Here is a 24,718-nt window from a genome sequence, read left to right as displayed (position 1 = left end):
GCCGTGCTGCATCATCGCTCCGACTCCTCCATCGACCGCGCGACCTTCCTGCGCGCCAGCGGCCTCTTCGTCGCCGGCGCCCTGGGCGTCGGCGGGCTCGCCGCCTGCGGCTCGGAGGAGGCGACCACCGCCGCGACGGGAACCGGTGCGACCACCGGCACGAGACCGCTGAAGAAGGCCTCGATCCAGCTCAAGTGGGTGCTGCAGAACCAGTTCGCCGGCGAGCTGATGGCCCGCGAGAAGGGCTTCTACGCCGACGCGGGCCTCGACGTCGACATCCGTCCCGGCGGCCCGGACATCCAGCCCGAGCGCGACGCCGCGACAGGCGCCGCCGACATCGCGATCGGATTCATGTCGACCGCGCTGGCCAACCGCGAGCAGGGCGCGCCGGTCGTCAACATCTCGCAGCTGCACCAGCGCGGCACCGCCGGCATCATCGCCTTCAAGGACAGAGGGATCGACTCCGTCGAGAGAATGAAGGACAAGAGCTTCAGCACCTTCCTCGGCGGCGGGCAGTTCCCCTACTTCGCCGACCTCTCGCTGCACGGGCTCGACCCGGCCAGCGACGTCGACGTCGTCAACCAGGGCGTCAACATGCAGGTGTTCCTGCAGAGAAAGGTCGACGTCGCGTCGGCCGGCGTCTACAGCGAGCTGCTGCAGGTCTACGAGTCCGGCGTCAGACCGAGCGACGTGTGGTTCTGGAAGGTCGGCGACGACGGCATCAACTTCCTCGAGGACGGCTACTACACCAGTCAGGACAACCTCGACGACCCGGACAAGAGAGAGACGCTCGTCGGACTCGTGAAGGCCGGTCTGCGCGGCTGGGACTACGCCTTCAACAACGTCGACGAGACCTCCGAGGTCGTCTTCAGACTCGCCGGCGACGGCGCCGTCAGCCTCGCGCACCAGAGAGAGCAGCTGAGAGTGATCCGCGACGACCTCGTGCTGCAGGGCGCCACGCTCACGCACGGGATCGGCTACATGGACCCGACGGTGCTCGACGACATGTACTCGCTCTGTCGCAGATACGGCGTGCTGAGAAAGGACCAGGACCTCGACGCCGCCTACAGCCACGACATCTGGCAGGCGGCGGTCGCCTCGCTCAGAGCGGACGGTCTGCAGTTCAGACAGGGCAGACTGGTGAGAGCGGCGTGATGCGATGCTGACGAGCGTCAAGCGACGGCGCGCCGACGCGCGCGCGGCGGGCACCTCGCTGCCGGACGCGCAGGCGGCGGTGCTCGACTGCCGCGACCTGCGCAAGGAGTTCGCGGGCGGCGACGTGGTCGCGCTCGCGCGCACGAGCTTCTCCGTGCGCAGAGGCGAGGTCGTGTCGCTGCTGGGGCCTTCCGGCTGCGGCAAGACGACATTGCTGCGGATCCTCGCCGGACTGACCGCGCCGAGCGACGGCGCGGCGCGCGTGAACGGCCTGACGCCGGCCGAGGCGCGCCGCGCCAAGTCCTACGGGATGGTCTTCCAGCAGGCGAACCTGTTCGACTGGCGCACGGTGCGCGAGAACGTCGAGCTGCCGCTGGAGCTGCTCGGCGTCGGGCGCCGCGAGCGGCGCGCGATCGCCGCCGAGGCGCTCGAGCGCGTCGGGCTGGCGCCGTTCGCCGCGCGTCGCCCCTGGGAGCTGTCGGGCGGGATGCAGCAGCGCGTCGCGATCGCTCGCGCGCTCAGTTTCAGACCGGCGCTGCTGTTCATGGACGAGCCGTTCGGCGCGCTCGACGAGATGACGCGCGAGCAGATGAACCTCGAGCTGCTGCGGATCGCCGGCGACGCCGGGGCGACGGTCGTGTTCGTGACCCACTCGATCGCCGAGGCGGTCTTCCTCTCCGGCCGCGTGCTGGTGATGACGGCGCGTCCGGGGCGGATCGTGCGCGACGTGACGATCGACCTGCCGTATCCGCGTACGCCGCAGACGCGCGAGCTGCCGCGCTTCTTCGAGCTGGCCAACGAGGTGCGCGAGACGCTGCGCGGCGGCAGCGCGCCCCGCAACGAAGTGGAGACGCTGTGAGCACGACGGCCTCGACCATGCGGATGATCGGCGTCGCCGACGCCGCCTACTACGCGCCCCAGATCGCCGCCGAGCAGCTCGGCTTCTTCGCCGACGAGGGGATCGCGCTGGAGTACGACGGCGGCAGCGATCGCGCCGGCCTGTCGGTCGCGATGGAGCGCGGCGACTTCGACGTCGTGCTGGGCGGGCTCTGGCGGCCGATGCGGCGGCTGCTCGACGGCCGGCCGATGCGCGTCTTCGGCCAGGTCAACGAGCAGTGCGACCTGCTGCTGTTCGCGCGCCAGCCGCGCGAGCTGTTCGACTGGAGCGCGCTGGAGGGCGGCATCTTCCTGCACGCGACCGGCGGCGCGCCGTCGCCATGGTTCGCGCTGCGCCACCTGCTTCGCATCAAGGGCGTCTCGCTGGAGCGGATGCGGCTGATCCCGCAGCTGCCCGTCGACGAGTCGCTGCGGATGTTCCGCGAGGGCTACGGCGAGCTGCTGGAGATCGGCGACCTCGACGCGGGTTCGGCGCTGCTGGACGAGGGCCTGCACCAGGTCGCCTGCTGGCGCGAGGACATCGGCAGGCTGCCGTGGAGCGTCTACTACGCGACCCCGGAGCTGGTCGATGCGCGACGGCCTCAGCTGGTCGCGCTGATGCGGGCGCTGCACCGCGCCCAGCGCTGGCTCGAGGGCCGCCCGACCGGTGAGCTGGCCGAGCTCGTGCAGCGTCACTTCCCGGCGCGCCCCGCGGCCGAGGTCGAGGCGGTCGTCGGCGCCTATCGGGGGCAGCGGGTGTGGTCCTCGAGCCCGCGGGTCGATCGCGGCGCCGCCGGGCGCTGGAGCGCGATCCTCGCGGCCGCCGGCTGGCTCTCGCGCCCGGTCGAGCCCGACGAGCTGGTCGACGACGAGATCGCCGCGCTGGCGGTCGAGGGGGTGGGTGGATGACGGCCGCCCGCGTCCGCCTCGCCCGGCCGCTGCTGCCGGCGCTCGTCGCGCTCGCCCTGGTGGCGGCGGCCGAGCTGGCGCTCGTGCTCGCCTCGGCCGCGTCGCGCGAGCCGCTCTCGCCGGTCCAGTATCCACGCCCGTTCGCGGTCGCCGCGGCGTTCGCCGACCACTTCGGCGCGATCGCCAGAGCGGCCCCGCAGACGCTGCTCACCGCGCTGATCGGATTCGTCGGCGGACTCGCGCTCGGGATCGCGGTCGCCTGTCTGCTGTGGGCCTCGCGGCTGCTGCGGATCGCGGTCGCGCCGTACCTGATCCTGATCCCGATGCTGCCGGTCGTGGCGGTCGCGCCGCTGCTGACGATCATGGTGCGCGACGCGTTCATGGCACGGATCCTGCTGGCCGCCTACGTGACCTGCTTCCCGGTGATCGTCAACACGGCGAAGGGGCTGCAGGCGCTCGACGACGGCAAGGCGGACCTGATGGCCAGCTACGGCGCCGGACGCTGGCAGCTGCTGCGCAAGGCAGCCTGGCCGGCCGCGCTGCCGTACGTCTTCGCGGGCGCGCGGATCGGCGCGACGTGGAGCGTCATCGGAGGGATCATCCTCGAGTTCACCGGCGCTTCGCGCAACGGTCTGGGCGTGCTGATGCTGCAGCTCTCCTACTTCGGCAACAGTGCCGACTCGGCCTACTTCCTGTGGGCCGCCGCGCTCGGCAGCGCGCTGCTGGGCCTGCTGCTGTCGGCAGCCGTGGTGCTGTGCGAGCGGTGGGCGCTGAAGGGTCGGCGGCCGTCATGAGCGTCGTCGCGGAGCAATCGCTGGAGCGGGCCAAGGCGCGCCATGCCCGGCGCGCGCTGGCGCGCCGGCGCGGCGTCGGCCGTGCCGTGCTGCTGGCGCTGGTCCCGCTCGCGCTGCTGATCGGCGCGTGGTCGCTGCTGGCCTACGTGCTCGATGTGCCGCCGTACATCGTGGCGCGGCCGCTCGACCTGCTCGACCAGCTCGCCGAGTACCGCGGCCCGATCGTGCAACGCAGCCTGCGCACCGCGCTGGGCGCGCTCGGAGGCTTCGCGGTCGGCGGCGTCGCGGGCTTCGTGCTGGCCTGCCTGGTCTGCAGCCGCAAGGCGCTGATCGACGCGCTGCTGCCGCTCGCGGTCGCCGCCAACGCCGTCCCGCTGCTGGTCTTCGCGCCGGTCTCGGTGCTGATCTTCGGCTTCGGCGCGACTTCGGTGATCGCGGTCGTCGCGGTCGTCTGCTTCTTCCCGGTCTTCTCCAACGCGCTGATCGGCCTGCGCTCGCTCGACGCCGGCGCGCTCGACCTGCTCGCCTCGCTGAGCGCCTCGCGCGGGGCGGTGCTGCGCAAGGCGCGGATTCCCGCGTCGGCGCCGTTCGTGTTCGCCGCCCTGCGGACGACCGCGGCGGTCAGCGTCAGCGCCGCGCTCGTGGCCGAGTACTTCGGCGCGGGCAAGGAGGGGATCGGCGACTGGCTGCTGCTGCGGCTGCGCCTGCTCGACCTCGCCGGCGCCTTCGCCGCGCTGCTGGTGATCACTGCGATGGGCGTGGCGCTGTACGGCGCGGTTGCGCTCGCCGAGCGCCTTCTGGCACCCTGGCAGCCGCACACGCGCCGTTCAGGGGAGGACCGACGATGACGACCGCCGACAACAGTCCGCGCGCGACCGCGCAAGAGCTGGAGCGCGCGATCCTGCGGATGCTGCGCGACACCGATGTCGCGATCGGCGCCGGCAGCATCTGCGCCGGGCTGCGCGACGCCGGCCACGAGATCAGCGAGGCGACCGTCGGCCGGCTGCTGCGCGAGCTCGACCGCCGCGGGCTGACCTCGCGCGACAGCAACCGCGGGCGCGTGCTGAGCGCCGCGGGCGTCGCGCGGCTGCGCGAGCTGGACGACTCGCACGCGCGCACCGCCAGCGGCGCGCGTGTCGCGCAGGCGCTCGACCCGCGCACCCTGCGCGAGGTGATCGACTTCGTCTACGTCCGCCGGGGGCTCGAGCGCGAGGCGGCCCGGCTGGCCGCGATCCGCGCGACGGAGGACGACATCGCGCACCTGCTCGCGCTGGTCGCCGCGCAGGAGGCGGCCGACCACGACGACTGGGAACACGGCTGGGCGTTCCACGAGGCCGTCGCGGCGGCCTCCCACAACGAGGCCGTGATCTCGCTGTTCGCGATGTTCTCCGACACGCAGGAGGCGGTCGGACGCCTGTCGCACGACGCCGACCCGGCCCACGAGGACCGCCGTTGCCGTCACCACGAGCAGATCGTCGCGGCGATCGCCGCGCACGACCCCGATGCCGCCGAGGAGCACATGATGGAGCACCTGACCGAGGTGGTGGTCGGCTTCGAGCAGGCACTGCACGGCGCCGCCGCCGAGCTCGAGCCGCCGCTGACGAGGGACGCGCCGTGAGCGGCTCGGCGCGCGAGCGCGAACAGCTCGACGTGGCCGTCGTCGGTGGCGTCGTCGTCACCGGTGCCGGCATGCGGCGCGCCGACGTCGGCGTGCACAGCGGTCGCGTGGCGGTCGTCGGCGACCTGGCGCACACGACGGCGCGGCGGCGGATCGACGCCACCGGCAGCTACGTGCTGCCCGGCGCCGTCGACGAGCACGTCCACCCGGTGTACCTCGACGACCCGGCGCGGACGGCGCGCGTGGCCGCCCGCGGCGGCACGACGACCGTCATGCACTTCGCCTATGCCAAGCCCGGCACGCGCCTCGACGACGCCGCGCGCGCGATGATCGCCGACAGCGAGCAGGGCGTGCTCGACTTCGCGATCCACGCCGGCATCTTCGACGCGGCCGTGCAGCTCGACGACGTCGAGCGGACCGCGGCGCTCGGGGTGCGCTCGTTCAAGATGTTCCTGACGTACATGGCGCTCGGCTGGATGACCGACGACTATCAGCTGCTGCGCGCGATGGAGCGGATCGCCGCCGTCGGCGGGCTGGCGATGGTCCACGCCGAGAACGGGCCCGCGATCGAGTATCTCGAGAGCCGTGCGCAGGAGGCGCCGCGGGACGGCGACGACGTCGCGCGCTGGCTCGGCACGCGGCCAGACGTGCTGGAGGCCGAGGGCGTCTATCGCGCGATCGCGATGGCCGAGGTCTCCGGATGTCCGCTGTGGATCCCGCACGTCACCTGCCGGCGCGCGCTGGAGGTGGTGCGCTGGGCGCGCGGACGCGGCCTGCCGGTCGTCGCCGAGACCTGTCCGCACTATCTCGCGCTGACGAGCGCGGCGCTGGACGACCGCGGCGCGCTCGCGAAGGTCGGCCCGCCGCTGCGCACCGACGACGACGTCGAGGCGCTGTGGGAAGGGCTGCGCGACGGCACGCTGAGCGCGATCGGCTCCGACCACGCGCCGAAGAAGCGCGCCGACGACGGCGGCGCACCGCTGCTGGAGGCGGGCTTCGGCGCGCCGGCCGCCGAGACGCTGATGACCATCGTCCACGACGCCGGCGTGGTGCCGGGCCGGATCAGCCTCGTCGAGATGGTGCGGGCCGTCGCCGAGCACCCGGCACGGATCTTCGGGCTGTACCCGCGCAAGGGCGCGATCGCCCCGGGCTCAGACGCCGATCTGGTCGTCTGGGATCCGGCGCGCGAGATCGTGCTGGACGAGCGCGACGGGCGCTCGGAGGCCGGCTACTCGCTCTACCACGGCCGTCGCTGCCTCGGAGCGCCACGGCTGGTGCTGCGGCGCGGGGAGACGCTCCTCAGCGACGGCGAGGAGCACGACCCCGCCACGCGCGGCGAGCATCTGCCGACGGGCCCGTTCGACCTGCTCGTGCCCGCGGGCGCGACGGCCGGCGCGCACGCGCTGCCGCCGGCCCCGGCGACCGCGGGGCGCGCGGGCGGCGGCACCGACGTCGGCGGAGCGCTCGCGGCATGAGCGTCGTGCCGAGCGTCACGCGCGAGGCGCTGCGCGCGGAGCTGGCCGCCGACCTCGGCCGCGGCGGCTACGTGCTGCGGGCGGGCGGCGCGCCGCACGAGCGGCGCTGGTTCGAGAAGGCGCTCGTGCTGTCGCGGCCGGGCCTGCTGCAACGCGCCGCCGCGCTGATGGCGGCGCTGCTGCCGCCGGGCTGCGAGCGGCTCGCCGTCACGTCGGTGCCGTCGGCGGCGCTCGGCGCGGCGCTGGCGCAGGCGACCGGCGTGCCGCTGCTGCTCGGTTCAACCCGCGACGACGGGACGATCGCCTTCGAGGGCGAGGCCTATCCGGGGATGCGGACCGTGCTCCTGGAGGACGTCGTCTGCACCGGCGGCTGGGCCGCGCGCGGCGCCGCCGCCCTGCGCGAGCAGGGCGCCGAGCTGTCGGCGGTCGTCGCGCTGCTGGACCGCGACGCCGGCGCCGCCACGCGGCTCGCCGACGCCGGAGTGCCGCTGCGGGCGCTGTTCGGCGAGCGCGAGCTGCTCGAGCTGGCACACGTCCCCGCGTCATGAGCCCGATCGCGCAGACGAGCGAGGCCGAGCTGGCCGAGCGCATCGACGGCCGGCTCAGCCGCCTGGCGCGGATCGGAGCGCAGGCCTCCGGCGGCGTCACGCGACTGGCCTACAGCACGCTGGAGCGGGACGCGCACGAGCTGTTCGCGGCCTGGGCGGCGGAGGAGGGCTGGGACGTGGAGGTCGACGCGGCCGGCAACAGCGTCGCGGTCGCCCGCCCCGGCGCTCCCTACGTGCTGCTCGGCTCGCATCTGGACACCGTCTCCGACGGCGGCGCCTACGACGGCGCGGCCGGCGTGGTGGCCGGGTTGGAGGCGGCACGGATCGTCGCCGCAACGGTCGCCTGCGGGGTGCGCGTGGTCGCCTTCGCGGCCGAGGAGGGCGCACGCTTCGGCCGCCCGACGCTCGGCAGCGCGGCCGCCGCAGGCCTGCTGCCGACGACAGCGCGCACGCTCGCCGACGGCGACGGGGAGACGCTCGCGGAGGCGGCCGCGGCGCTCGGGCTCGACCCGTGGGCGGCACGCCCGTGGCTGGACGAGCGGGTTGCCTGCTTCCTCGAGGTGCACATCGAGCAGGGCCGGCAGCTGGAGGGGGGAGCGGCGCGGATCGGGCTCGTCGACGCGATCGCGGGCAGCGTGCGCGCTCGCCTGACCCTGAGCGGCCGCGCCGACCACTCGGGCGCGACGCCGATGGAGCTGCGCGCCGACGCGCTGGCGGCCGCGGCCGAGATCGTGCTCGCGGTCGAGGCGGCCGGACAGCGCTACCGCTCGACGGTCGCCACGGTCGGACGGCTGGAGGTCGACCCCGGCAGCGTCACGACGGTTCCCGGCACCGCGCGCCTGTGGATCGACGTGCGCGACGTCGACCCAGAGGTGCAGCGCACGACCGCGCGCGAGCTGCTGGCGCGTGCGGAGGAGATCGCGCGGGCGCGCGGCATCCTGCTGCGGTCCGAGCTCCTGTCCGAGCTGGCGCCGGTCGTGCTGGAGGCATGGCCGCGGGCGCTCGCGCACGAGGAGAGCATCCGCCTCGGGCTGCCGTATCGCGTGCTCTCCAGCGGCGCGGGGCACGATGCCGCGATCGTCGCGCGGCGGGCGCCGTCGGCGATGCTGTTCGTGCCCTGCGCCGACGGGATCAGCCACTCCCCGCGCGAGCGCGCCAGCGCCGCCGACATCGCCTGCGCGGCGCTGCTCGCCGCAGCCGCCATGCACCGCACCGACGCGCTGCTCGGCTGAATCCGAGCGCGCCCGCTGGTGGTATGAGCACCCTGATCGGCAACAGATCGGCGGCCTGAGGCAGCCTCAGCGTGCGAACAGTGCCTTTCGCTCGACGCCGTCGCTGAGTAGAATCCTCAGCTCCACGCAGCTGCTGGCCGGCAGGTCGGTCGCGACGTCCCAGGGGATGCCGTAGCGGCCGTTGACCGCGTCCCAGGCGAGCGTGCCGGCGAGGCTCGCCGGGCTCGCTGCACCGCCGGCGACGCCGGTCGTGCAATCGATCGGCTCGACCTGCGGCCATCCGCTCGTGACCAGGTCAGGGCCTTGGTCGCCGCCGATCGAGAACCAGATCGTCTGCGTTCTCACGCCCGGGGCGACGGCGTTGAGGGCTGGTGCGGTCTGCACGCCGCCGCGCCAGGCGAAGGCGTAGACGACGCTGTATCCGCAGGTGCTCGTCGCCGTGTGGCCGACGCGGTCGACCGCAGCGTGTCTCGCTCCGTAGGAGCCGATCGCCGAGCTGTCGAGCGCGACCGTGCCGCTCGCGCCGGCCGTCAGGCCCGACTGGCCGTCGGCGTCCTGCCATCTCGCGGTCGCTCTCGCGCCGAGGATGACCGGGTTGGTGGGGCAGATGAGCGTGCTCGTCGGAGGATCGGCGTCGACCTTGACGGTCAGTCTGCCCGTCGTGGAGGTGCGCCCGGCACGGTCCGTCACCGTGCCGGACGCGACGTGGCTGCCGCTCGTGTCGTAGGTGACCGCCGCCGGCACGCTGTCCGGGTCGACGCCGCTGCCGGCGCTGCCGTCGGCCAGCAGCGGGTCGCCGTTGTCGGCGAACGTCACGGTCACCGTGTCGGCGAACCAGTTGCCGGTCACGGACTCGGGCGCGCGGTCGGCGCTGCCCGTCGGCGCGGCCGGGTTCTTCAGGTCGATGTCGATCTGGCGCTGCGCGGAGGCGACGTGGCCGCCCGCGTCGATTGCCGTGCACCCGGCCGTGTGGCGGCCTTCGAGGCTGGCGTAGAAGGTGCCGCTGATCTGCGTCGCCGTTCTCGTGCGCGCGAAGGTCTTCGCGACGCCGTCGACGTCGCACGCGAGCGTGCCGATGTTGGCGTCGGTCACGGTCACGTGGACGGCGACTCTCGAGACCGTCCACCAGTCGCCTCTCACGAGCGGATCCGGTGTCAGCTCGAACGTGATCGCCGGCGCGGCGCGGTCGACCGCGATCGGCCCGAGCGGGCCGACCGCCACGCAGTTGCCGGCGGTGTCGCAGATCTCGCGGGCGTCGGTGTAGGCGTTCGCGTTCTCGCTGCCGGCGGGCACGTTCGTCGACAGTGTGAAGGCGCCGTCGTCCGGACGCAGCAGCCCGCTGCCGTCGTCGTTGGCGGTGCAGGCGATCGCAACGTCAGCGGTGTGCCAGCCGCTCGGGGCGGCGTCGCAGGCCACGACTGGTGGCTCCGTGTCGGACTGCAGAGCCGGCACGACCAGCGGATCGGACCAGGCGTCGACGGAGGGAGCGACGAATGAGCTGGTCGAGTAGCCGCTCCCGCTCGGCGGTTCGAGGCGACCGATGCCGCCCAATGCCGTGACGCCGCCGCCGGGCAGGCGGAAGACTGCGGTGCCGTCGGCACCGGTGGTGAGTTGCGGCGGCCGGATGCGCAGCGCCGTGCGGGCCGGCGAGGCCGGGTTCGACGGGGTGACGACGAACGCCGGCAGTCTCACCGGAATGCCGGGGACGGTGTCGCCGAGTCTGTCTGCGACGAGCGCTCGCACTTCGACGGTCCGTTCCTGCCAGCCTGCCCATCTGAGCGACAGGTCCCGGTCTTCCCTCAACTCGAGCGCGGAGTTCTCGAAATAGGCGTCGCTGCCTTCCGGCCCCGTCCAGCTGCCGCTGAAGGTGTACGTCCCGGGCGCGACCGTGAAGGAGAAGGCGCCGTCTCTGCCGGTCGTGGCGGTCTCGTCGCCGAGTGTCAGCGTCGCGCCCTCGACTGCCTCGCCGCCTGGGACGAGATGGCCGCTGAGCGTCACCTGCTCCGGCGGAGTCGCGTCGAGCACGATCGTCGTGACGCCGGTCACCAGCTCGAACTCCTGGTTGGCCAGGCCGCTGCCCTCCGGCGGCACGAGGGTGGCGAAGGGCGACGCGTCCGGTGCAAGGCCGGGAAAGATCCGGAAGGTGGCCTCGCCCGATGCGTCGGTCGCCGCTGACGTGCCGTTTTGGGACATCCAGCCTGTTCCCGCGCCGCCGAGCTCGAATGGCCCGCTGCGACCTGGCGTGATGACCGTCGCGCCGGCGACCGGTCTGCCCGCAGGATCGACGACGCGGATGGTCGCCGGCTCGCGGGCCGGGAGTGTCAGTGCCACCGTCTGATCGGTCTCGAAGTCAAAGGGGACTTCGCTGAGTGTCCACGCGTCTGGATCGTCATTGCCGCTGTCCATCGTCAGGACCGTCTCGCCCTGAGGGACGTAGACCTCGAAGCTGCCGTCAGCCGTCGTGTAGTCGTCGAGGCGGAGTCTGCCGCCGATACGAGCGTCCGCAAGTGGTTGGTCGCCCTCTCTGAGCGTTCCAGTGAGGCGCACGTGGTACTGCGGAGTCACGTAGACCGATGCATTTCTGTGAACGGGCGAGATCGAGAACTGGGTCTCGCGGTAGCGCGGCGATCTCGGCGTGACGAGCCCGCTGAGCCCGGCCGAGGCGCTGCCGACGAAGACCGGGAAGATCGCGTCACCGTCCACGTCGACGGAGGCGAGCAACGGATCGCTCTCCAGCCGGCCGCTCAGCGAACCGCCGGCGAGCGGCGTCTGGACCGACAGCGAGGGAAACGAGACGCCCGCGCCCGCGAGCGGCGTCTCGTCGCTGCCCCGCACGTGCAGCGTCAGCGACGTCCGCTCCGGCAGCTCCAGCGACAGGTCGCGATCGCCGTCGAGCGTGAATCTGTCGCTCTGCAGCGACCACCCGTCGCCGTCCAACTGCAGGTCGTAGGCGCCGAGCCAGACGTACAGGACGAAGCGGCCGTCGGCACCGGTCTCCGTCGTGAACCCGCCGAGCGCGACGGCGACGCCGCTCAGCGGACCGTCCGGATCGCTGACGGTCGCGCTGACGCGCGCCCATCCCTCCTGCACGAGCGTGACGTCGAGTTCGCGGGATCTCGACAGGTCGAGCGCTCTGAACGTCTGCGCATACGTCCAGAGCGGGTACGAGAAGGTCACGTCATAGCTGCCGTCGGCGACGGCGAGGGTGTAGCCGCCGAACGCGTCGCTGGTCGCGGTCGCGACGGTTCTCCCGCTGGCCGCGTCGACCGCGGTGACCGTCGCGCCGGACTGCGGTATCTCATGACTGTCTCTGCCGTAGTACACCGTCCCGCTCAGCGTCGCCGCCTGCGCAGCCCCTGCCGCGCACGCCAGCATCAGCACGCTCGCGATCGCCACTCCAACTGCACGCGTAACCGGCCCCGATCCTCGCATCCCCGTTCCCCTGATCGTCGTGTGCTGCACTTCCCGGCGGGAATCTAGTGGAATGGTGAGAGGCCCGAGCCGGCTGGTCTCGCCCGGGGTGCTGACCGCGACCCATTCGCGTCAATAGTGAATCCGGACCATCATTTGACTAGGAAGCGAAGTTCAGCTTGTCTTCCCGCCAACCGACCGGGGCAGAGGGGGCGAGGGTGCAGCCGATACGACTCGACGTGCGTTGGAGAAGCGGGCGCACGGTGACCGTGCTGTTGGAAGGGACGCCGATGCTGGAGGTCCGCACCGTCGAGAGACGGCAGCCGGTGCGCATCGGACCGCAGCTGGCACGCAGCGACATCGTCGACAAGGGGGCGTTCTACGAGGTGCTCGCCCGCTCAACTCGCGTGGTCGAGGACGGCGGCGTGGTCGAGATCGGGTACTTCGATCCGCTGCTGCCGGACCTGTTCGAGCTGCTGGCGATAGAACCGCCGCCGCCGCCCGCGATCGCGATCGAGCTGGGTCGATGAGCGGGAGAGCGCCGGCCGCGGCGGACGCGCCGCCGGCCGAGGAAGCGGCGCCGAAGGGACCCGAGCCGCTCTTCGACGACGCGATCGAAGCGGCCGAGGGGACGCGTAGAGCCGCGTTGTGGGTCGCCTCCGCGCTCGGGGCGATCCCGAGCATCGCGATCGTCGGCGCGATCGTGCGCGACCCGGGGAGAGGCGGCTTCGACGAGCTGGAGCTGATCTTCGGCGTGTTTGCGGCGGCCGTGGGCGCGTTGGTCGGTGTGCTCGGTCTGGCGAACGTGATAGCGCCGGTCGCGCTGAAGGAGGGCGACCTGAAGGGCTTCTTGCTTGCGCCGATACCTGGTGCGGGCTTCGAGACGTATGACGAGCTGCGGAAATCCACGGCGAAGCTGCGAACGCGGACCGCCGATGAGGCCTACACGGTCGCAACGTTGAAGGACGACGCGGCCACGGCACGCGCCGTCGCGGTAGCCGCGGCCGCCGACGCGTCTGTGGCAAGCGAGACGAGAGCGGAGCTGGCGCTGAAGTCCGCCGAGGCGGAAGCAACAGCGACGAGCGGCGAGACGACGCTGGCCACGATGCGGCAGCAGCTCGACGACCGCTACGCCGTCCGTCGCGCGGCCTACCGGCTGAAGGCCAGCCAGCGTGTGGGGGTCCGCTTCCGCTGGGCGTGGGCGACCTCTTTTGCAGCGGTCCTGCTCGTCGCAACCGGTGTTGCGCTGCTCGGGCTCGCGCCGCTTCCGGATCCGGAGTCGAGAGCCGCTCCCGCGCCCGTCCTGATGCAGCTGACGCTTGAAAGAGCGGGCCAGGACCGTCTCGGCTGCAGCGTCACTTCGCTTCAGGCGCTGCGCATCGGCGGCAGCGACGAAGCCCCGAAGGTGATCACGCTGCCACGCGACGGCTGCCCCGCACGGACGCTCACGTTCACGACGACGAGAGACACCGGCCTCGGTCGAGCGAAGCCCGTCGATCCGATCGAGGAGGACTGATCGAGGCCGGCGGGGTCGGCTCTGGGGCGAGTCATGGACCGGCGCAGGGCGTGCCGTGCGACGTCGCGACCGATCCAGCGCGGTGGTGGGTGGTTTCGCGGCGCTTGCGCGAGCGCCGGATATCGGCGGTTTCGGGTGGTTTCTCTCGCGATCAGCTGCCCGCGCTCACGGCGCTGTCGATTGCTGCCCGCGACGTCAGGACGCCGCGCGCCGGCCGTAGCCGGCGCGCGGCGGGGCGCCTCCTACATCCTCAACGTCACTCGCGCGCGGTCGGTTCGCACGACTCTGCCGCTGCGCATCCGCAGCGTCAGCTGTGCGCCGATTGACCGACCTCTGAGGTTGCGGCTTCTGAGCGCTCTGCGCGCTCTCGCCGTCGGTCTCAACAGCACCGAGAAACGTCCGCCTCTGCATCGGACGGTCGCGCTGGCGAGCGTGAACGAGCGGCGTCTGGCCGACAGCCCGGCTCGTCTGGCCGCTCTGCCACCGACCGTCAGCGCGATCGTGCCGCGCCCGACTGCGACGCATCTGCCCTGGATCCGTACGCCTCTGCGCAGGAAGCCCGCAACGGTCGATCTGTACGTGTTGCGACCGATCACTGCGCTCGGTCGCGGGGCCGGTCTGCCGGTCGGTGGGGCCGGCGGCGCGGGCGCAGCCGGGGGCTCCGGCGGGGCGGGCGGCGCGGGTGCAGCCGGGGGCTCTGGCGTGTCCGGCGTGTCGGGCACTGAAACGAACTCGCCTGGCGCGCAGGAGCGCGACCCGAACTCGCCGCCGGGCACGCAGCGCCACATGCTCGGGTTGATGAAGCTGGGCGGGCGCCGCATCAGCGACGCCTGCTCGTAGGCGTAGCCGTAGCCGATCAGCCTGTCCTCCGTGTACGGCGTGCTGATGAACGAGACGTTCACCGGGTCGCGCCCGATCGAGTCGTCGTAGCCGGCCGGGATCGTCAGCAGCGGGTAGCCGCCGACGGACGCGAACGCGCGCAGATCGCGACCCGGGAAGAAGAGCGCGTCGAAGTCGTCGCTCCCGTCGCCGGGCGTGCCGTTCTCGAGCGTCTCGTCGATACCGTCGTTGGCCTGCTGGATGCCGAGGTCGCGGGCGGCCTCGTACGTCGCTCTCGTCGTCGGGTCGGAGAGGTCGACTGCCTCGCCCGCCGTCAGCAACTCCTGCCCGTACTTGAGCGCCTCCGCCGGGTGCGCGGAGTTGTAGGCGACGATGTCGGCCAGGGTCTGGATCGGTGCCGTCGTCGGGAGCCGGTCGAGGTAAGCGTTCATGTCGCGCTTGAGCTCGTAGCCGAGGATCCCGGGTGCCGAGGGCAGCGCCGGGGTCGGCACCTCCTCGACGTCGGCCCCGAGTCTTCTCAGCACCGCGATCGCCTCGTCGTAGCCGACGGCGTCGGAGTCGATGACCGCGATGTGCGCGCCGTCGAGCGCGTCTCTGTCCAACGCGGCGACGTAGTCCGGCAGCGTCGGCGGCTGTGCCGTGCTGCCCGGGCTGTCGCCGGTCGTGGCCGGGTCCTCGGGATCCGGTCCGGCGATCCCCTCCAGCGTGTAGGCGGCATCGGCGACGGTGCGCGTGATCGGGCCGGCCGTGTCCTGCGTCGATGAGATCGGCACGATCCCGGTGCGACTGACGAGACCCTGCGTCGGCCGCAGGCCGACGACGCCGTTGGCGACCGCGGGACTGACGATCGAGCCGGAGGTGTCGGTGCCGATCGTCGCGGCCGCCAGGCCGGTCGCCGCGGCGACCGCCGAGCCGTTGGAGGAGCCGCGCGGAGTGAGGAGGCCGTTGTTGGGGTTGAGCACCTGCCCGCCGAGCGTCGAGTAACCGCTCGGCGCCGCGTCGGACATGTAGCCGGCGAACTCGTTCAGGTTGGCCTTGCCGAGGATCACGGCGCCGGCCTCGCGCAGCCGTCTGGTCAACGGTGCGTCACTGTCAGGGTAGGAAGTCTGCAGCGCGATCGAGCCGGCGGTCGTCGGCATCCCGACCGCGTCGACGTTGTCCTTGAGCAGGACCGGCATGCCGTGCAGCGGGCCGCGGATGCTGCCGGCTCTGCGCTCGGCGTCGAGCTGTGCGGCCTCCTGCAGCGCCATCGGGTTGATCGAGCGGACGGCGTTGGTGGTCGGGCCTGTCGCGTTGGAGTGGGCGATCCGGGCCATGTACGCCTTCGTCAGGGTCACGGAGTCGAGCGTGCCTTGCTGCATCCGTCTCTCCAGCTCCGGGATGCCGGCCGTCTCGATCGAGAACGGCAGCTGCGGCTGCTCGCCGATCAGCTCCAGCAGCTCGGCACCGGGGTTGCAGTCGCCACGACCGGCGAAGGCGCTCAGCGGCGAGGTTCTCGCGCAGCGGAAGAGGTTCGTGTTCAACTCCGACGGCGGCCGCCGCAGTCTCGTCGTCTGCTCGTAGGCATAGCCGAGCGCGAGCAGCCTCGCCTCGCTGTAGGCGGTGCCGACGAAGGAGATGTTGACGGGAAGTCGGCCCGGGTCGCTGTAGCCGGCCGGGACCGTCAGCTGCGGATATCCGGCACGCGCCCCGGTGCTCGTGAGCGTGCCGGACGGGGTCATGATCGCGGCGAAGTCGTCGCTCGTGTCGCCCGGGGTGCCGTTCTGCAGCGCGTCGTCGATCGCGGCGCGAGTCGCGACCTGGCCTCCGTCGCGGTCGGCCTCGTACTCGGCTCTGGTGGCCGGATCGGAGAGGTCGATCAGGTTGGCCGCGTCGAAGTGGACCTGGCCGAACTTCAGCGCCTCCTGCGCGTGCGCGTTGTTGTAGTCGATGATGTCCTGGAAGCTCTGGCGCGGAGCGTCGTCCGGCAGCCGATCCAGGTAGTGGTTCATGTCCCGCTTGAACTCGAAGTCAAGGATCGCGGGCGGCGCCGTGGCGGTCGGCGTGGCGATCTGGACAGTGACGGCGCCCGCAGCCTGGATGGCTCTGATCGCGGCCTGGTACTTCGGCTCCGGATCGTTGACGGTCGCGATCCGCGTGCCTCTGAGCGCGCCCGCGTCGAGCGCGGCCATGTAGTCCGGGAGTCTGGCCGGCTGTCCGATCGAGCCCGGCTGGGTGCCGTCCGTCGCACCGTCCTCGGGGTCGGGTCCGGCGATCGCGTAGAGCGTTGCGGCGGCGTCGGCGACGGTGCGGACGATCGGCCCGGCCGTGTCCTGCGAGGCGGAGATCGGAATGATTCCGGCGCGGCTGACGAGACCGACGGTCGGGCGCAGGCCGACGACGCCGCTGGCGGTCGCGGGCCCGATGATCGAACCGGAGGTCTCGGTTCCGATCGTGATCGCCGCAAGGCCCGCGGCGGCCGCGACGCCGGAGCCCGACGAGGAGCCGCGCGGACTGACCGTCGTGTCGTAGGCGTTGAGCACCTGCCCGCCGAGCGACGAGTAGCCGGCCGGCATGCCGGTGGTCGTGTAGTTGGCGAACTCGCCAAGGTTGGTCTTGCCGAGGATCACCGCCCCGGCTCTTCTCAGGTTGGCGACCACGGTCGAGTCGCGTGACGGGTAGGAGTGCTCCAGCGCGACCGAGCCGGCGGTCGTCGGCAGCCCGTCGTAGTCGAGGTTGTCCTTCACCAGTACCGGAATGCCGTGCAGCGGACCACGGGAACCGGAGGCCGCGCGTTCCGCGTCGAGCGCACGCGCCTGCTCGAGCGCTCTCGGGTTGAGGCTGCGGACGGCGTTGAGGCCGGCGGCGCGGTTGTTGAGCGCCGCGATCCGGTTGATGTACAGCGCGGTCAGCTGCTCGCTGCTCAGCTCGCCGGTGGCCATCATGTCCTCCAGCGAATCGACCGTCGCACGTTCGAGGTCGACGACCGGCGGCGCCGCGGCGCCGGCGCCGCTTGCGCCGATCAACGCTGCCGCAGCGCCGGCGGCGGTCAGTGCCGAGGCGCGCGCGAACAGGCGCCCAGCGAACGAAGCGCGTGGCAGCGGCCGCCGCGCAGGGGAGAGTTGGGGCACGGGGGAGACTTCCTGGATCGAGACTGGGACGAAGGATCGGTCCTACGTGCCAACCCCCGCGCCGGGGCTGCCACGCTCCGAGCGCCGCACGCTACGGTATGCATGTCCGGCTCGACCTATCCAACTGTCCAGAATCACCATAAACCAGTTTGGTCTCACGGTGAATTAGTTCTGCGACTGCCGCGTATGGATTTCACTGACCGGACATGAGGATGTTCTGCCAGCTCGTTTGCAGCGAAGGCGGGCGATTTCGGCGCCCGCCCCGGCGCGATGTCCGGGGAGGTAGGAGACCACACGCGCCAGCGCCCTCGGGCGCGAGCGTCAAGACGAACCGCTCGCCGTCGTCCTGCTCGCCCCAGCCGAGGTCGTCCAGCAACCGCAACAGGTCCCCAAAGCGCTGACCCGGCGTCCGCGCATATCCGAACTGCTAGCGGCGGATCGCGATCAGGATCTCGCCGAGACCCGTCAGCGCCGTGACGATCTCCTCGCGCAGCGCGTCACGCTGCGCCCGCGACAACATCACCCCTACCGGCCGCGCTCTCCGCCGTGGCACAACTCCCCGCGGTCGGTCGCGCGCGACGTTCACCGAGCACGCCGACGCTCGCGCTCCAATCGATCGTCGGGGCGATCCGCGTGAACGCGACCGGTGGCTCCGGTCGCTGCCGGACAGCTCCGGCAGCAGGTCGGCGTGCTACATCACGGGTCGGACCCTGCTGGCCCGGCCGGGACCCGTGCGGTCGGCGACCGCGTTGAGACCGGCAGCGACGCGGTCGCCGAAATCGGCCATTGGCTCGCCGCCGGGCACGACGTCCCAGCGCCGTCGACCTCGCCGTAGACGGCGTCGGGGTCGCCGGCCGCGGACGCGCCGTGGCGCACGAGCACCAGATCGGTCGCCCCGGGCGGCAGAGCGAACGGTCGTTGCGGATGCTGGCCCATGTGCGTCCTATCGGTCACTGCGCCGAGGCGGCCGCGCGGGGCGGGAGCGGGAACGCCGACCTCACGTGCTTCACAGCGCCGACACCGCCGCGTGCCCGGCGCGCGCGATCGCGTCGTCGCTGACCTCGCCGATCTGCAGGTCGACCGGGAGGCCGGCGCGCTCCCAGCCGACGAGGAAGTCGTTGATGTGCTTGCGCGTCATCAGCGCCGCAGCCTCGGGGTCGCCGCCGCGGATCTCTTCGAAGATCCGCTCGTGGAACGCGAGCCCGCGCGCGGTCAGCTTGTGCGACACCATGAAGCGGTGCAGCACGGGGATCAGCAGCTCTGAGATCGGCGTCCGCGCGATCACGAGCGCCGGGTTGCGGCTCATCTCGGCGATCTCCAGGTGGAACTCCTGGTCGAGTCGGTTCCAGGCGTCGAAGTCGTCGAGCTGCTGCGCCTGCGCGTCGAGGTTCGCGCGCAGGCGAGCGACGTCGTCCCTGTCGGCGCGCGCGGCCGCGAGCCGCGTCAGCTCGGGCTCCAACACGAGCAGCGCCTCGTGCAGGTCGCCGAAGGTCAGGTTGCCGCGCCGCATCGCGCGCGTCAGCGCGGCCGAGTCGTCGTCGGGGTCGTGTGCGCGCACGACCATGATGCGCGGGCTGGAACGCTCCAGGTAGCCGGCCTCCTGCAGCATCCGCAGGGCCTCGCGCACGGTCGAGCGGCTGACCTGCGCCTCCTCCGCCAGCGCGGTCTCCGGCGGCAGCCGGTCGCCCGCGCGCAGCTCGCCGGAGCGGATCCGCGCGCGGATCCGCTCGGCCAGCAGCTCGTAGGCACGCGCGGCCTGGACCGGCGCGTCGACGAAGCGGGGCTCGCTGCTCATCTCCACATCATCCCTCTTCGACAAGCTCCTCGGCGGCGCGGGCGATCGCGCTCGCAGCGGGCATCAGCGAACGCTCCAGCGCCGGGCTGAACGGCATCGGCACCGATGGCGCGCCCAGCCGCCGCACCGGCGCGCGCAGCTCGTCGAACAGCTCGCGCCCGACGCGAGCGGCGATCTCGCCGCCGGCGCCGAACGCCTCGACCGCCTCGTGCACGACCAGCAGCCGGCCGGTCCGCCGCACCGATGCGAGCACCGTCTCGATGTCGAGCGGCACGAGCGAGCGCAGGTCGATCACCTCGATCGATGCCGCGCAGGACTCCGCCGCCTTCAGCGACTCGCGCACCATCTGGCCCCATGTCACCACCGTCACGTCGTCGCCGCCGCGCGCGACACGCGCTCTGCCGAGCGGCAGCGGATCGTCGCCGAGCGCGCCCTTCATGCCGTAGAGGCGGCGGTTCTCGACGTAGACGACGGGGTTGGGATCGGCGACGGCGGCGAGCAGCAGGTCGCGCGCGTCGGTCACGGTCGCCGGCATCACAACCTTCAGCCCGGGGATGTGCGCGAGCATCGCCTCCAGGCTCTGCGAATGCTGTGCGCCGGCGCTGCGCCCGGCGCCCGTCTGCGTGCGGAAGACGATCGGTATCCGCAGCGCGCCCGCGGTCATGTACCGCAGCTTCGCGGCCTGGTTCATGATCGGGTCCAGGCAGACGCCGACGAAGTCCATGAACATGATCTCGACGATCGGCTTCAGGCCCGTCATCGCGGCGCCGACGGCCGCGCCGACGTAGCCCATCTCGCTGATCGGGGCGTCGATCACGCGCTCGGAGCCGAAGCGCTCGTGCAGGCCTCTGGTGACGGTGAAGATCCCGCCGCCGGCCCCGACGTCGATGCCGATCAGCACGGCCGCGTCGTCCTGCTCCAGCGCCGTCGCGATGCCGCTGCCGATCGCGTCGATGTAACGGGTCGTGGCGGCTTCAGTTGCCGAAGACATGCTGGTAGGCCTCCTCGTCGGCGGGTTCGCTCGCCGCGCGGGCGAGCTCGGTCGCGCGCTCGACGCGCGTCGCGGCGTCGGCGCGGACGGCGGCGAGGTGCGGCGCGTCGGCGTCCCCGTCGGCGAGCAGTCGCGCGGCGGCCTGCTCCAGCGGGTCGCGCGAGCGCCATTCGCTCGCCTCCTGCTCGCTCTTGTACGGCTGGCCGTCGCCCTCGTAGTGGCCGTGCCAGCGGTAGGTGGCGAACTCCAGCAGCACCGGGCCGGCGCCGGAGCGGCAGCGCTCGGCCGCGTCGTGCGTGGCGGCGTGGACGGCGGCGACGTCGTTGCCGTCGTGCGAGGAGGCCTCGATCCCGTAGCCGCCCGCCGTGCGCTGCGCGACGTTCGCCACGCGCGTCATCGTCGTGCTGTCGGTGAACTCGGCGTAGATGTTGTTCTCGCAGACGAACAGCACGGGCAGGTCCCAGATCGCGGCGAGGTTGACGGCCTCGTGGAAGGCGCCCTGGTTGACGGCGCCCTCGCCGAAGAAGGCGACGGCGACGCGGCCCTGGCTCAGCAGCTTGCTCGACAGCCCCGCGCCGACGGCGAGCGGGATGCTCGCGCCGACGATCGCGTTGGCGCCGAGGATGCCCTTCGACGGGTCGGCGACGTGCATCGAGCCGCCCTTGCCGCGGCAGAGGCCCGTCTCCTTCGCGAACAGCTCGGCCATCATGCCGTCGACGTCGGCGCCCTTGGCGAGCACGTGGCCGTGGCCGCGGTGCGTCGTGGCGACGTAGTCCTCGCCGGTCAGCGCGGCGCAGACGCCGGCCGCGACGGCCTCCTGGCCGAGCGAGGTGTGGACGAAGCCGGGGATCTCGCTGTCGCGGTAGAGCGCCGCTACGCGCGTCTCGAACGCGCGGATCAGCGCCATCGTCTCGTACAGCTGAACGAGCGAGGCGCGCTCGCCGCGTTCTCCGGGTGCGGGTGGCGCGCCAGTCGCGTAGCCGTCGCTCATCGTCTCTCCTCAGGCATTAGTGTCTGACAATCAGTTTACAATGACCGTTGAAACGGACGCAAGTAGTTGTTACGGTCTGACAATCAGTCGCCCAAGAGAGGGTGGCGCGTGCTTCGAAGGAGAGACGAGCGCACGGTGATCACTGCTGTCGTCATGCCGCAGATGGGCCTTGAGGTGACCGAGGGAACGGTCTCGGCGCTCCTCGTCGAGGTCGGTGCGCGCGTCTCCCAGGACGACGCGCTGCTCGAGCTGGAGACCGACAAGGCGACGACCGACGTCGTCGCCCCGTGTGACGGCGTCGTGCGCGCGTTCACGGTCGCCGTCGGCGACACGATCCCGGTCGGGGCCACGCTCGTGCAGCTCGCCGACAGCGCCGAGGAGTCGCTCGCCGGGACGGGTGAGGGCGAGCCCGCGAGTGCGAGCGGCACGGTTGCCGAGAGCGGCGCGCAGTCGGCCGGCATGGGCGTCGCCATCGCCGCGCTTGCGCCTGCCGAGAGCGTTTCCGCGCAGGCGCCCGGCGGGCGCGACCGTGCCTGGCGGCGGGCGGCGCCGGTCGCCCGCAGGGCCGCTGCCGCGCTCGGCATCGCGCTCGACCAGCTCGACGGCACCGGCCCGCGCGGGCGCATCACGTTGCGCGACGTGGAGCGTGCGGCTGCCGGGCACGGCGCCGCCGACGCCGACGGGACCGCTGTCGGGAACGGCGTCGCCGACGCCAACGCGATCGCCGTCACAGCGACCGCGACCGCTCCCCCGTCAGACGATGTCGCGATCGAGCAGCCGAGCGCGCTGCGGCGGGCGATTGCGCGGCGGATGAGCGAGAGCCAGACGATTCCGCAGTTCCAGCTCGTGCGCGACGTCGACGCGACGCACCTGCTGCAGCGGCGCGCCGCGCTGGTGGCGGACGTCGCCGCCGGGGCGGCGCGACCGGGCGTCAACGACCTGCTCGTGCAGGCGATCGCGGAGACCGCGGTGCGTCATCCGCTGTTGGCGACGAGCTGGGTCGAGCGCGACGGCGAGCTGCCGCTGCTGCAGCGGCGCCAGTCGATCGGCGTCGGCATCGCGGTTGCGACCGAGCGCGGGCTCGTCGTGCCGGTCGTGCGCGACGTGCCGCACGCCGGCATCGCCGAGATCGCCGCGCAGCGCACGCAGCTCGTCGCCGCCGCGCGCGCCGGCAGACTCGCGCTGGAGCAGATGCGCGGCGGGGCGATCACGCTGTCGAGCCTCGCCGGCTTCGGCGTCTCGCAGTTCTCGGCGATGGTCAACCCCGGCGAGTCGGCGATCGTCGCCGCCGGCAGAGTGACCGACACGGTGGTGGTCCGCGGCCGCACGCTCGCGATCGTCCCGACGTTGACGCTGACCGTCAGCTTCGACCACCGCGTCGTCGACGGCGCCGCGGGCGCCGAGGCGCTCACGACGCTCGTCGCGCTGCTGGAAGGCGAGTTGAGATGAGGGCCCGCGCCATCGTCGTCGGCGGCGCCTCCGGCATCGGCCGCGCCTGCGCCGAGCGGCTCGTCGCCGACGGCTGGGAGGTCGCGGTCGCCGATGTCAACGCCGACGCCGAGCAAGCCCCCGGCATCGCCGCCACCGCCGCCTTCGACGTGCGCGACGCCGATGCCACCGCCGCCGGCATCGACGCGCTCGCGGCCGACAAGCCGCTCGACGCGCTCGTCTGCGCCGCCGGCGTCGGCCGCGTCGCGCCGCTGGAGCAGATCCGCCCGCGCGACTGGCAGCTCGTGCTCGACGTCAACCTGACCGGCGCCTTCCATGCCGTCCAAGCGGCGCTGCGGCACATGGGCGCCGGCGCGGCGATCGCGCTGCTGTCGTCGATCGACGGCGTCGCGCCGGTCACCGGGCTGGCGCACTACTGCGCCGCGAAGGCCGGCGTCGACGCGCTCGGCCGCTCCGTCGCGCTCGAGCTGGGCCCGCGCGGGATCCGCTGCAACGTCGTCGCGCCCGGCGTCGTGCGCACGCCGATGATGGCCGCTCCGCTCGACGCCGATCCCGCGCTGTCGGACGCGTTCCTCGCCCACACCCCGCTCGGGCGGATCCCCGACCCGCGCGAGGTCGCCGACGTCGTCGCCTTCCTCGTCTCACCCGCGGCCGGTTGGGTCACCGGCACGCGGATCCCCGTCGACGGCGGGCTCTCGCTGCGAGAGCACCCGGCGATGGTGGCCGGCCGCACGGCCGCTCCCCTGACACAGAACGAAAGGACCGCCACATGAGCACTGGCCAGCAGATCGCGCTGCCATCCGTCGCCGTCGACCGCTGCGAGCAGCTGCTGAAGGAGTTCGTCTCGATCCGCAGCGTCGTCGGGGAGCCGACGACGGCCCACCTGTGGATCTCCGCGCGGCTGCGTGAGTTCGGCATGACGGTCGAGCACTACGCCGTCGAGGGCCGCAAGGCGCCGCTCGTGCTGGGCGTGCTGGAGGGTGACGGCGACGGCCCGGGCGTGATGTTCGACGGGCACTTCGACACCGTCGGCGCCAACCCGGCCGACTGGTCCCACGACCCGTGGGGCGCGGACGTCGTGGACGGCGTCCTGTACGGCCGCGGCGCGGTCGACTCGAAGGGCACCGACGTCGCGATGCTGACGGCGATCGAGGCGATCGTGAAGAGCGGCGCCCCGCGCAGCGGCCCGCTCTACTACATGTCGGACTCCGACGGCGAGGACTCCTTCCGCGGCTCGACGCTGATGACCGACCTCGGCGTGCTCGACCGGATCGGCACCGTCTTCTCGGCGGAGGCGACCAGCAACCAGGGCGTCGAGATCGCCTACCCCGGCATCTCGACCTGGAAGATCACGGCGATCGGCCGCACCGCGCACCCGACCGAGCCCGAGCAGGGCATCAACGCGATCGGCAAGATGGCGAAGCTCGTGCTCGCGGTCGAGCGCGGCGAGCTGGAGCTGCCGCAGGGCGACTCGCAGTGGTTCGGCCCGCGCGTGACGACCAACGCGATCCGCACGACGCCCGGCGGCGGTTGGGCGATCCCCGGCCGCTGCGACGCGGTCCTCTCGATCCTCTCGCCGATCGGCACGACGCTGTCGCAGACGCGCGACGCGATCAACGTCTTCCTGCGCCGCCTGGAGCAGGAGGACGGCGAGGTCAGATTCGAGCTGAAGGTGCTGCCGATGGGCGCCGGGCGCCTGTGGCTGCGCCCCGGCGAGGCCGACCCGGAGCACGCCGGCGTGAAGGCGCTCACCGCGGCCGTCGAGGCGGTCACCGGGACGCCGGCCGAGATCCGCCACTTCAACGGCGGCTGGGTCGACGCGGCCGAGCTGATGCGGCCCGACGCGCGCGGCTTCGGCGTGCCGGCCGCGATCACGTTCGGCCCGGGTGACTTCGAGCAGGCGCACACCGTCGACGAGCACATCGCGCTCGCCGACGTGGCCATCGCCGGCAACGTCTACGCGCGCGCGGCGCTCGAACTGTTGAGCTGAGCACGATGGCGGACGCTG

19 protein-coding genes are annotated in these 24,718 nt (G+C 72.5%); 14 read left to right on the top strand and 5 right to left on the bottom strand.

What is annotated here, in order from left to right; translation table 11 throughout:
* Nucleotides 1–3 precede the first annotated feature (3 nt).
* The 9 genes from Q7L65_RS07115 to Q7L65_RS07075 are packed head-to-tail and all read left to right on the top strand — an operon-like array spanning nt 4 to nt 8,607.
* Nucleotides 4–1,155 (top strand): ABC transporter substrate-binding protein, encoded by a 1,152-nt coding sequence (locus Q7L65_RS07115; protein ID WP_304719791.1) that lies wholly within the window; start codon nt 4–6, stop codon nt 1,153–1,155.
* 4 nt (nt 1,156–1,159) lie between these two features.
* Nucleotides 1,160–2,014 (top strand): ABC transporter ATP-binding protein, encoded by an 855-nt coding sequence (locus Q7L65_RS07110; RefSeq protein WP_304719788.1) that lies wholly within the window; start codon nt 1,160–1,162, stop codon nt 2,012–2,014.
* Entirely contained in the window at nt 2,011–2,940 is a 930-nt protein-coding gene (locus Q7L65_RS07105) for an ABC transporter substrate-binding protein (protein WP_304719787.1), read from the top strand. Before Q7L65_RS07110 ends, Q7L65_RS07105 begins: the two co-directional genes overlap by 4 nt.
* On the top strand, nt 2,937–3,734 hold the full coding sequence (locus Q7L65_RS07100) for an ABC transporter permease (protein ID WP_304719785.1): 798 nt from the start codon (nt 2,937–2,939) through the stop codon (nt 3,732–3,734). Before Q7L65_RS07105 ends, Q7L65_RS07100 begins: the two co-directional genes overlap by 4 nt.
* Complete coding sequence (locus tag Q7L65_RS07095; RefSeq protein WP_304719784.1) at nt 3,731–4,582, top strand: ABC transporter permease; 852 nt, start codon at nt 3,731–3,733, stop codon at nt 4,580–4,582. The genes Q7L65_RS07100 and Q7L65_RS07095 overlap by 4 nt, the downstream gene beginning before the upstream one ends.
* Complete coding sequence (locus Q7L65_RS07090) at nt 4,579–5,352, top strand: FCD domain-containing protein (RefSeq protein ID WP_304719782.1); 774 nt, start codon at nt 4,579–4,581, stop codon at nt 5,350–5,352. The genes Q7L65_RS07095 and Q7L65_RS07090 overlap by 4 nt, the downstream gene beginning before the upstream one ends.
* Nucleotides 5,349–6,827: an amidohydrolase family protein gene (locus Q7L65_RS07085; RefSeq protein ID WP_304719780.1), complete on the top strand. Its 1,479-nt coding sequence runs from the start codon at nt 5,349–5,351 to the stop codon at nt 6,825–6,827. The genes Q7L65_RS07090 and Q7L65_RS07085 overlap by 4 nt, the downstream gene beginning before the upstream one ends.
* Nucleotides 6,824–7,375: a hypothetical protein gene (locus Q7L65_RS07080; RefSeq protein WP_304719779.1), complete on the top strand. Its 552-nt coding sequence runs from the start codon at nt 6,824–6,826 to the stop codon at nt 7,373–7,375. Before Q7L65_RS07085 ends, Q7L65_RS07080 begins: the two co-directional genes overlap by 4 nt.
* The gene (locus Q7L65_RS07075; RefSeq protein ID WP_304719778.1) at nt 7,372–8,607 is read left to right on the top strand and encodes a Zn-dependent hydrolase; all 1,236 of its coding nucleotides are present in this window, start codon (nt 7,372–7,374) and stop codon (nt 8,605–8,607) included. Before Q7L65_RS07080 ends, Q7L65_RS07075 begins: the two co-directional genes overlap by 4 nt.
* A 66-nt stretch (nt 8,608–8,673) precedes the next feature.
* On the opposite strand, the gene Q7L65_RS07070 is transcribed toward Q7L65_RS07075, so the two are convergent.
* A complete protein-coding gene (locus Q7L65_RS07070; protein WP_304719776.1) occupies nt 8,674–12,003 on the bottom strand; it encodes a carboxypeptidase-like regulatory domain-containing protein in 3,330 nt (1,109 codons plus the stop codon).
* 233 nt (nt 12,004–12,236) lie between these two features.
* On the opposite strand from Q7L65_RS07070, the gene Q7L65_RS07065 reads away from it, so the two are divergent.
* Both Q7L65_RS07065 and Q7L65_RS07060 read left to right on the top strand, forming a co-directional pair.
* A complete protein-coding gene (locus tag Q7L65_RS07065) occupies nt 12,237–12,548 on the top strand; it encodes a hypothetical protein (protein ID WP_304719775.1) in 312 nt (103 codons plus the stop codon).
* The gene (locus Q7L65_RS07060) at nt 12,545–13,534 is read left to right on the top strand and encodes a hypothetical protein (protein WP_304719773.1); all 990 of its coding nucleotides are present in this window, start codon (nt 12,545–12,547) and stop codon (nt 13,532–13,534) included. Before Q7L65_RS07065 ends, Q7L65_RS07060 begins: the two co-directional genes overlap by 4 nt.
* A 242-nt stretch (nt 13,535–13,776) precedes the next feature.
* On the opposite strand, the gene Q7L65_RS07055 is transcribed toward Q7L65_RS07060, so the two are convergent.
* The 4 genes from Q7L65_RS07055 to Q7L65_RS07040 all read right to left on the bottom strand — a co-directional run bounded on the left by Q7L65_RS07055 (nt 13,777) and on the right by Q7L65_RS07040 (nt 21,261).
* Nucleotides 13,777–17,484 carry an amidase family protein gene (locus tag Q7L65_RS07055; RefSeq protein WP_304719771.1) on the bottom strand — a complete coding sequence of 1,236 codons (3,708 nt, stop codon included), beginning with the start codon at nt 17,482–17,484 and terminating at the stop codon, nt 13,777–13,779.
* 1,006 nt (nt 17,485–18,490) lie between these two features.
* Nucleotides 18,491–19,279 (bottom strand): FadR/GntR family transcriptional regulator, encoded by a 789-nt coding sequence (locus Q7L65_RS07050; RefSeq protein WP_304719770.1) that lies wholly within the window; start codon nt 19,277–19,279, stop codon nt 18,491–18,493.
* 7 nt (nt 19,280–19,286) lie between these two features.
* Entirely contained in the window at nt 19,287–20,270 is a 984-nt protein-coding gene (locus Q7L65_RS07045; RefSeq protein ID WP_304719768.1) for an alpha-ketoacid dehydrogenase subunit beta, read from the bottom strand.
* Nucleotides 20,254–21,261, bottom strand: a complete 1,008-nt coding sequence (locus tag Q7L65_RS07040) for a thiamine pyrophosphate-dependent dehydrogenase E1 component subunit alpha (protein ID WP_304719766.1) — start codon at nt 21,259–21,261, stop codon at nt 20,254–20,256. Before Q7L65_RS07040 ends, Q7L65_RS07045 begins: the two co-directional genes overlap by 17 nt.
* 135 nt (nt 21,262–21,396) lie before the next feature.
* On the opposite strand from Q7L65_RS07040, the gene Q7L65_RS07035 reads away from it, so the two are divergent.
* Genes Q7L65_RS07035 through Q7L65_RS07025 form a run of 3 tightly spaced genes read left to right on the top strand, consistent with a single transcriptional unit; the run spans nt 21,397 to nt 24,700 of the window.
* Nucleotides 21,397–22,710 carry a dihydrolipoamide acetyltransferase family protein gene (locus Q7L65_RS07035; RefSeq protein ID WP_304719764.1) on the top strand — a complete coding sequence of 438 codons (1,314 nt, stop codon included), beginning with the start codon at nt 21,397–21,399 and terminating at the stop codon, nt 22,708–22,710.
* Complete coding sequence (locus Q7L65_RS07030) at nt 22,707–23,483, top strand: SDR family NAD(P)-dependent oxidoreductase (protein ID WP_304719763.1); 777 nt, start codon at nt 22,707–22,709, stop codon at nt 23,481–23,483. The genes Q7L65_RS07035 and Q7L65_RS07030 overlap by 4 nt, the downstream gene beginning before the upstream one ends.
* Nucleotides 23,480–24,700 carry a M20 family metallopeptidase gene (locus tag Q7L65_RS07025; RefSeq protein ID WP_304719761.1) on the top strand — a complete coding sequence of 407 codons (1,221 nt, stop codon included), beginning with the start codon at nt 23,480–23,482 and terminating at the stop codon, nt 24,698–24,700. Before Q7L65_RS07030 ends, Q7L65_RS07025 begins: the two co-directional genes overlap by 4 nt.
* Nucleotides 24,701–24,718: the final 18 nt, after the last annotated feature.

It is taken from the genome of Conexibacter sp. CPCC 206217 (assembly GCF_030646165.1).
Taxonomy (GTDB): domain Bacteria; phylum Actinomycetota; class Thermoleophilia; order Solirubrobacterales; family Solirubrobacteraceae; genus Conexibacter.
Note: the sequence above shows the minus strand (reverse complement) of the source record. Positions and strands in the feature narration are given on the sequence as shown.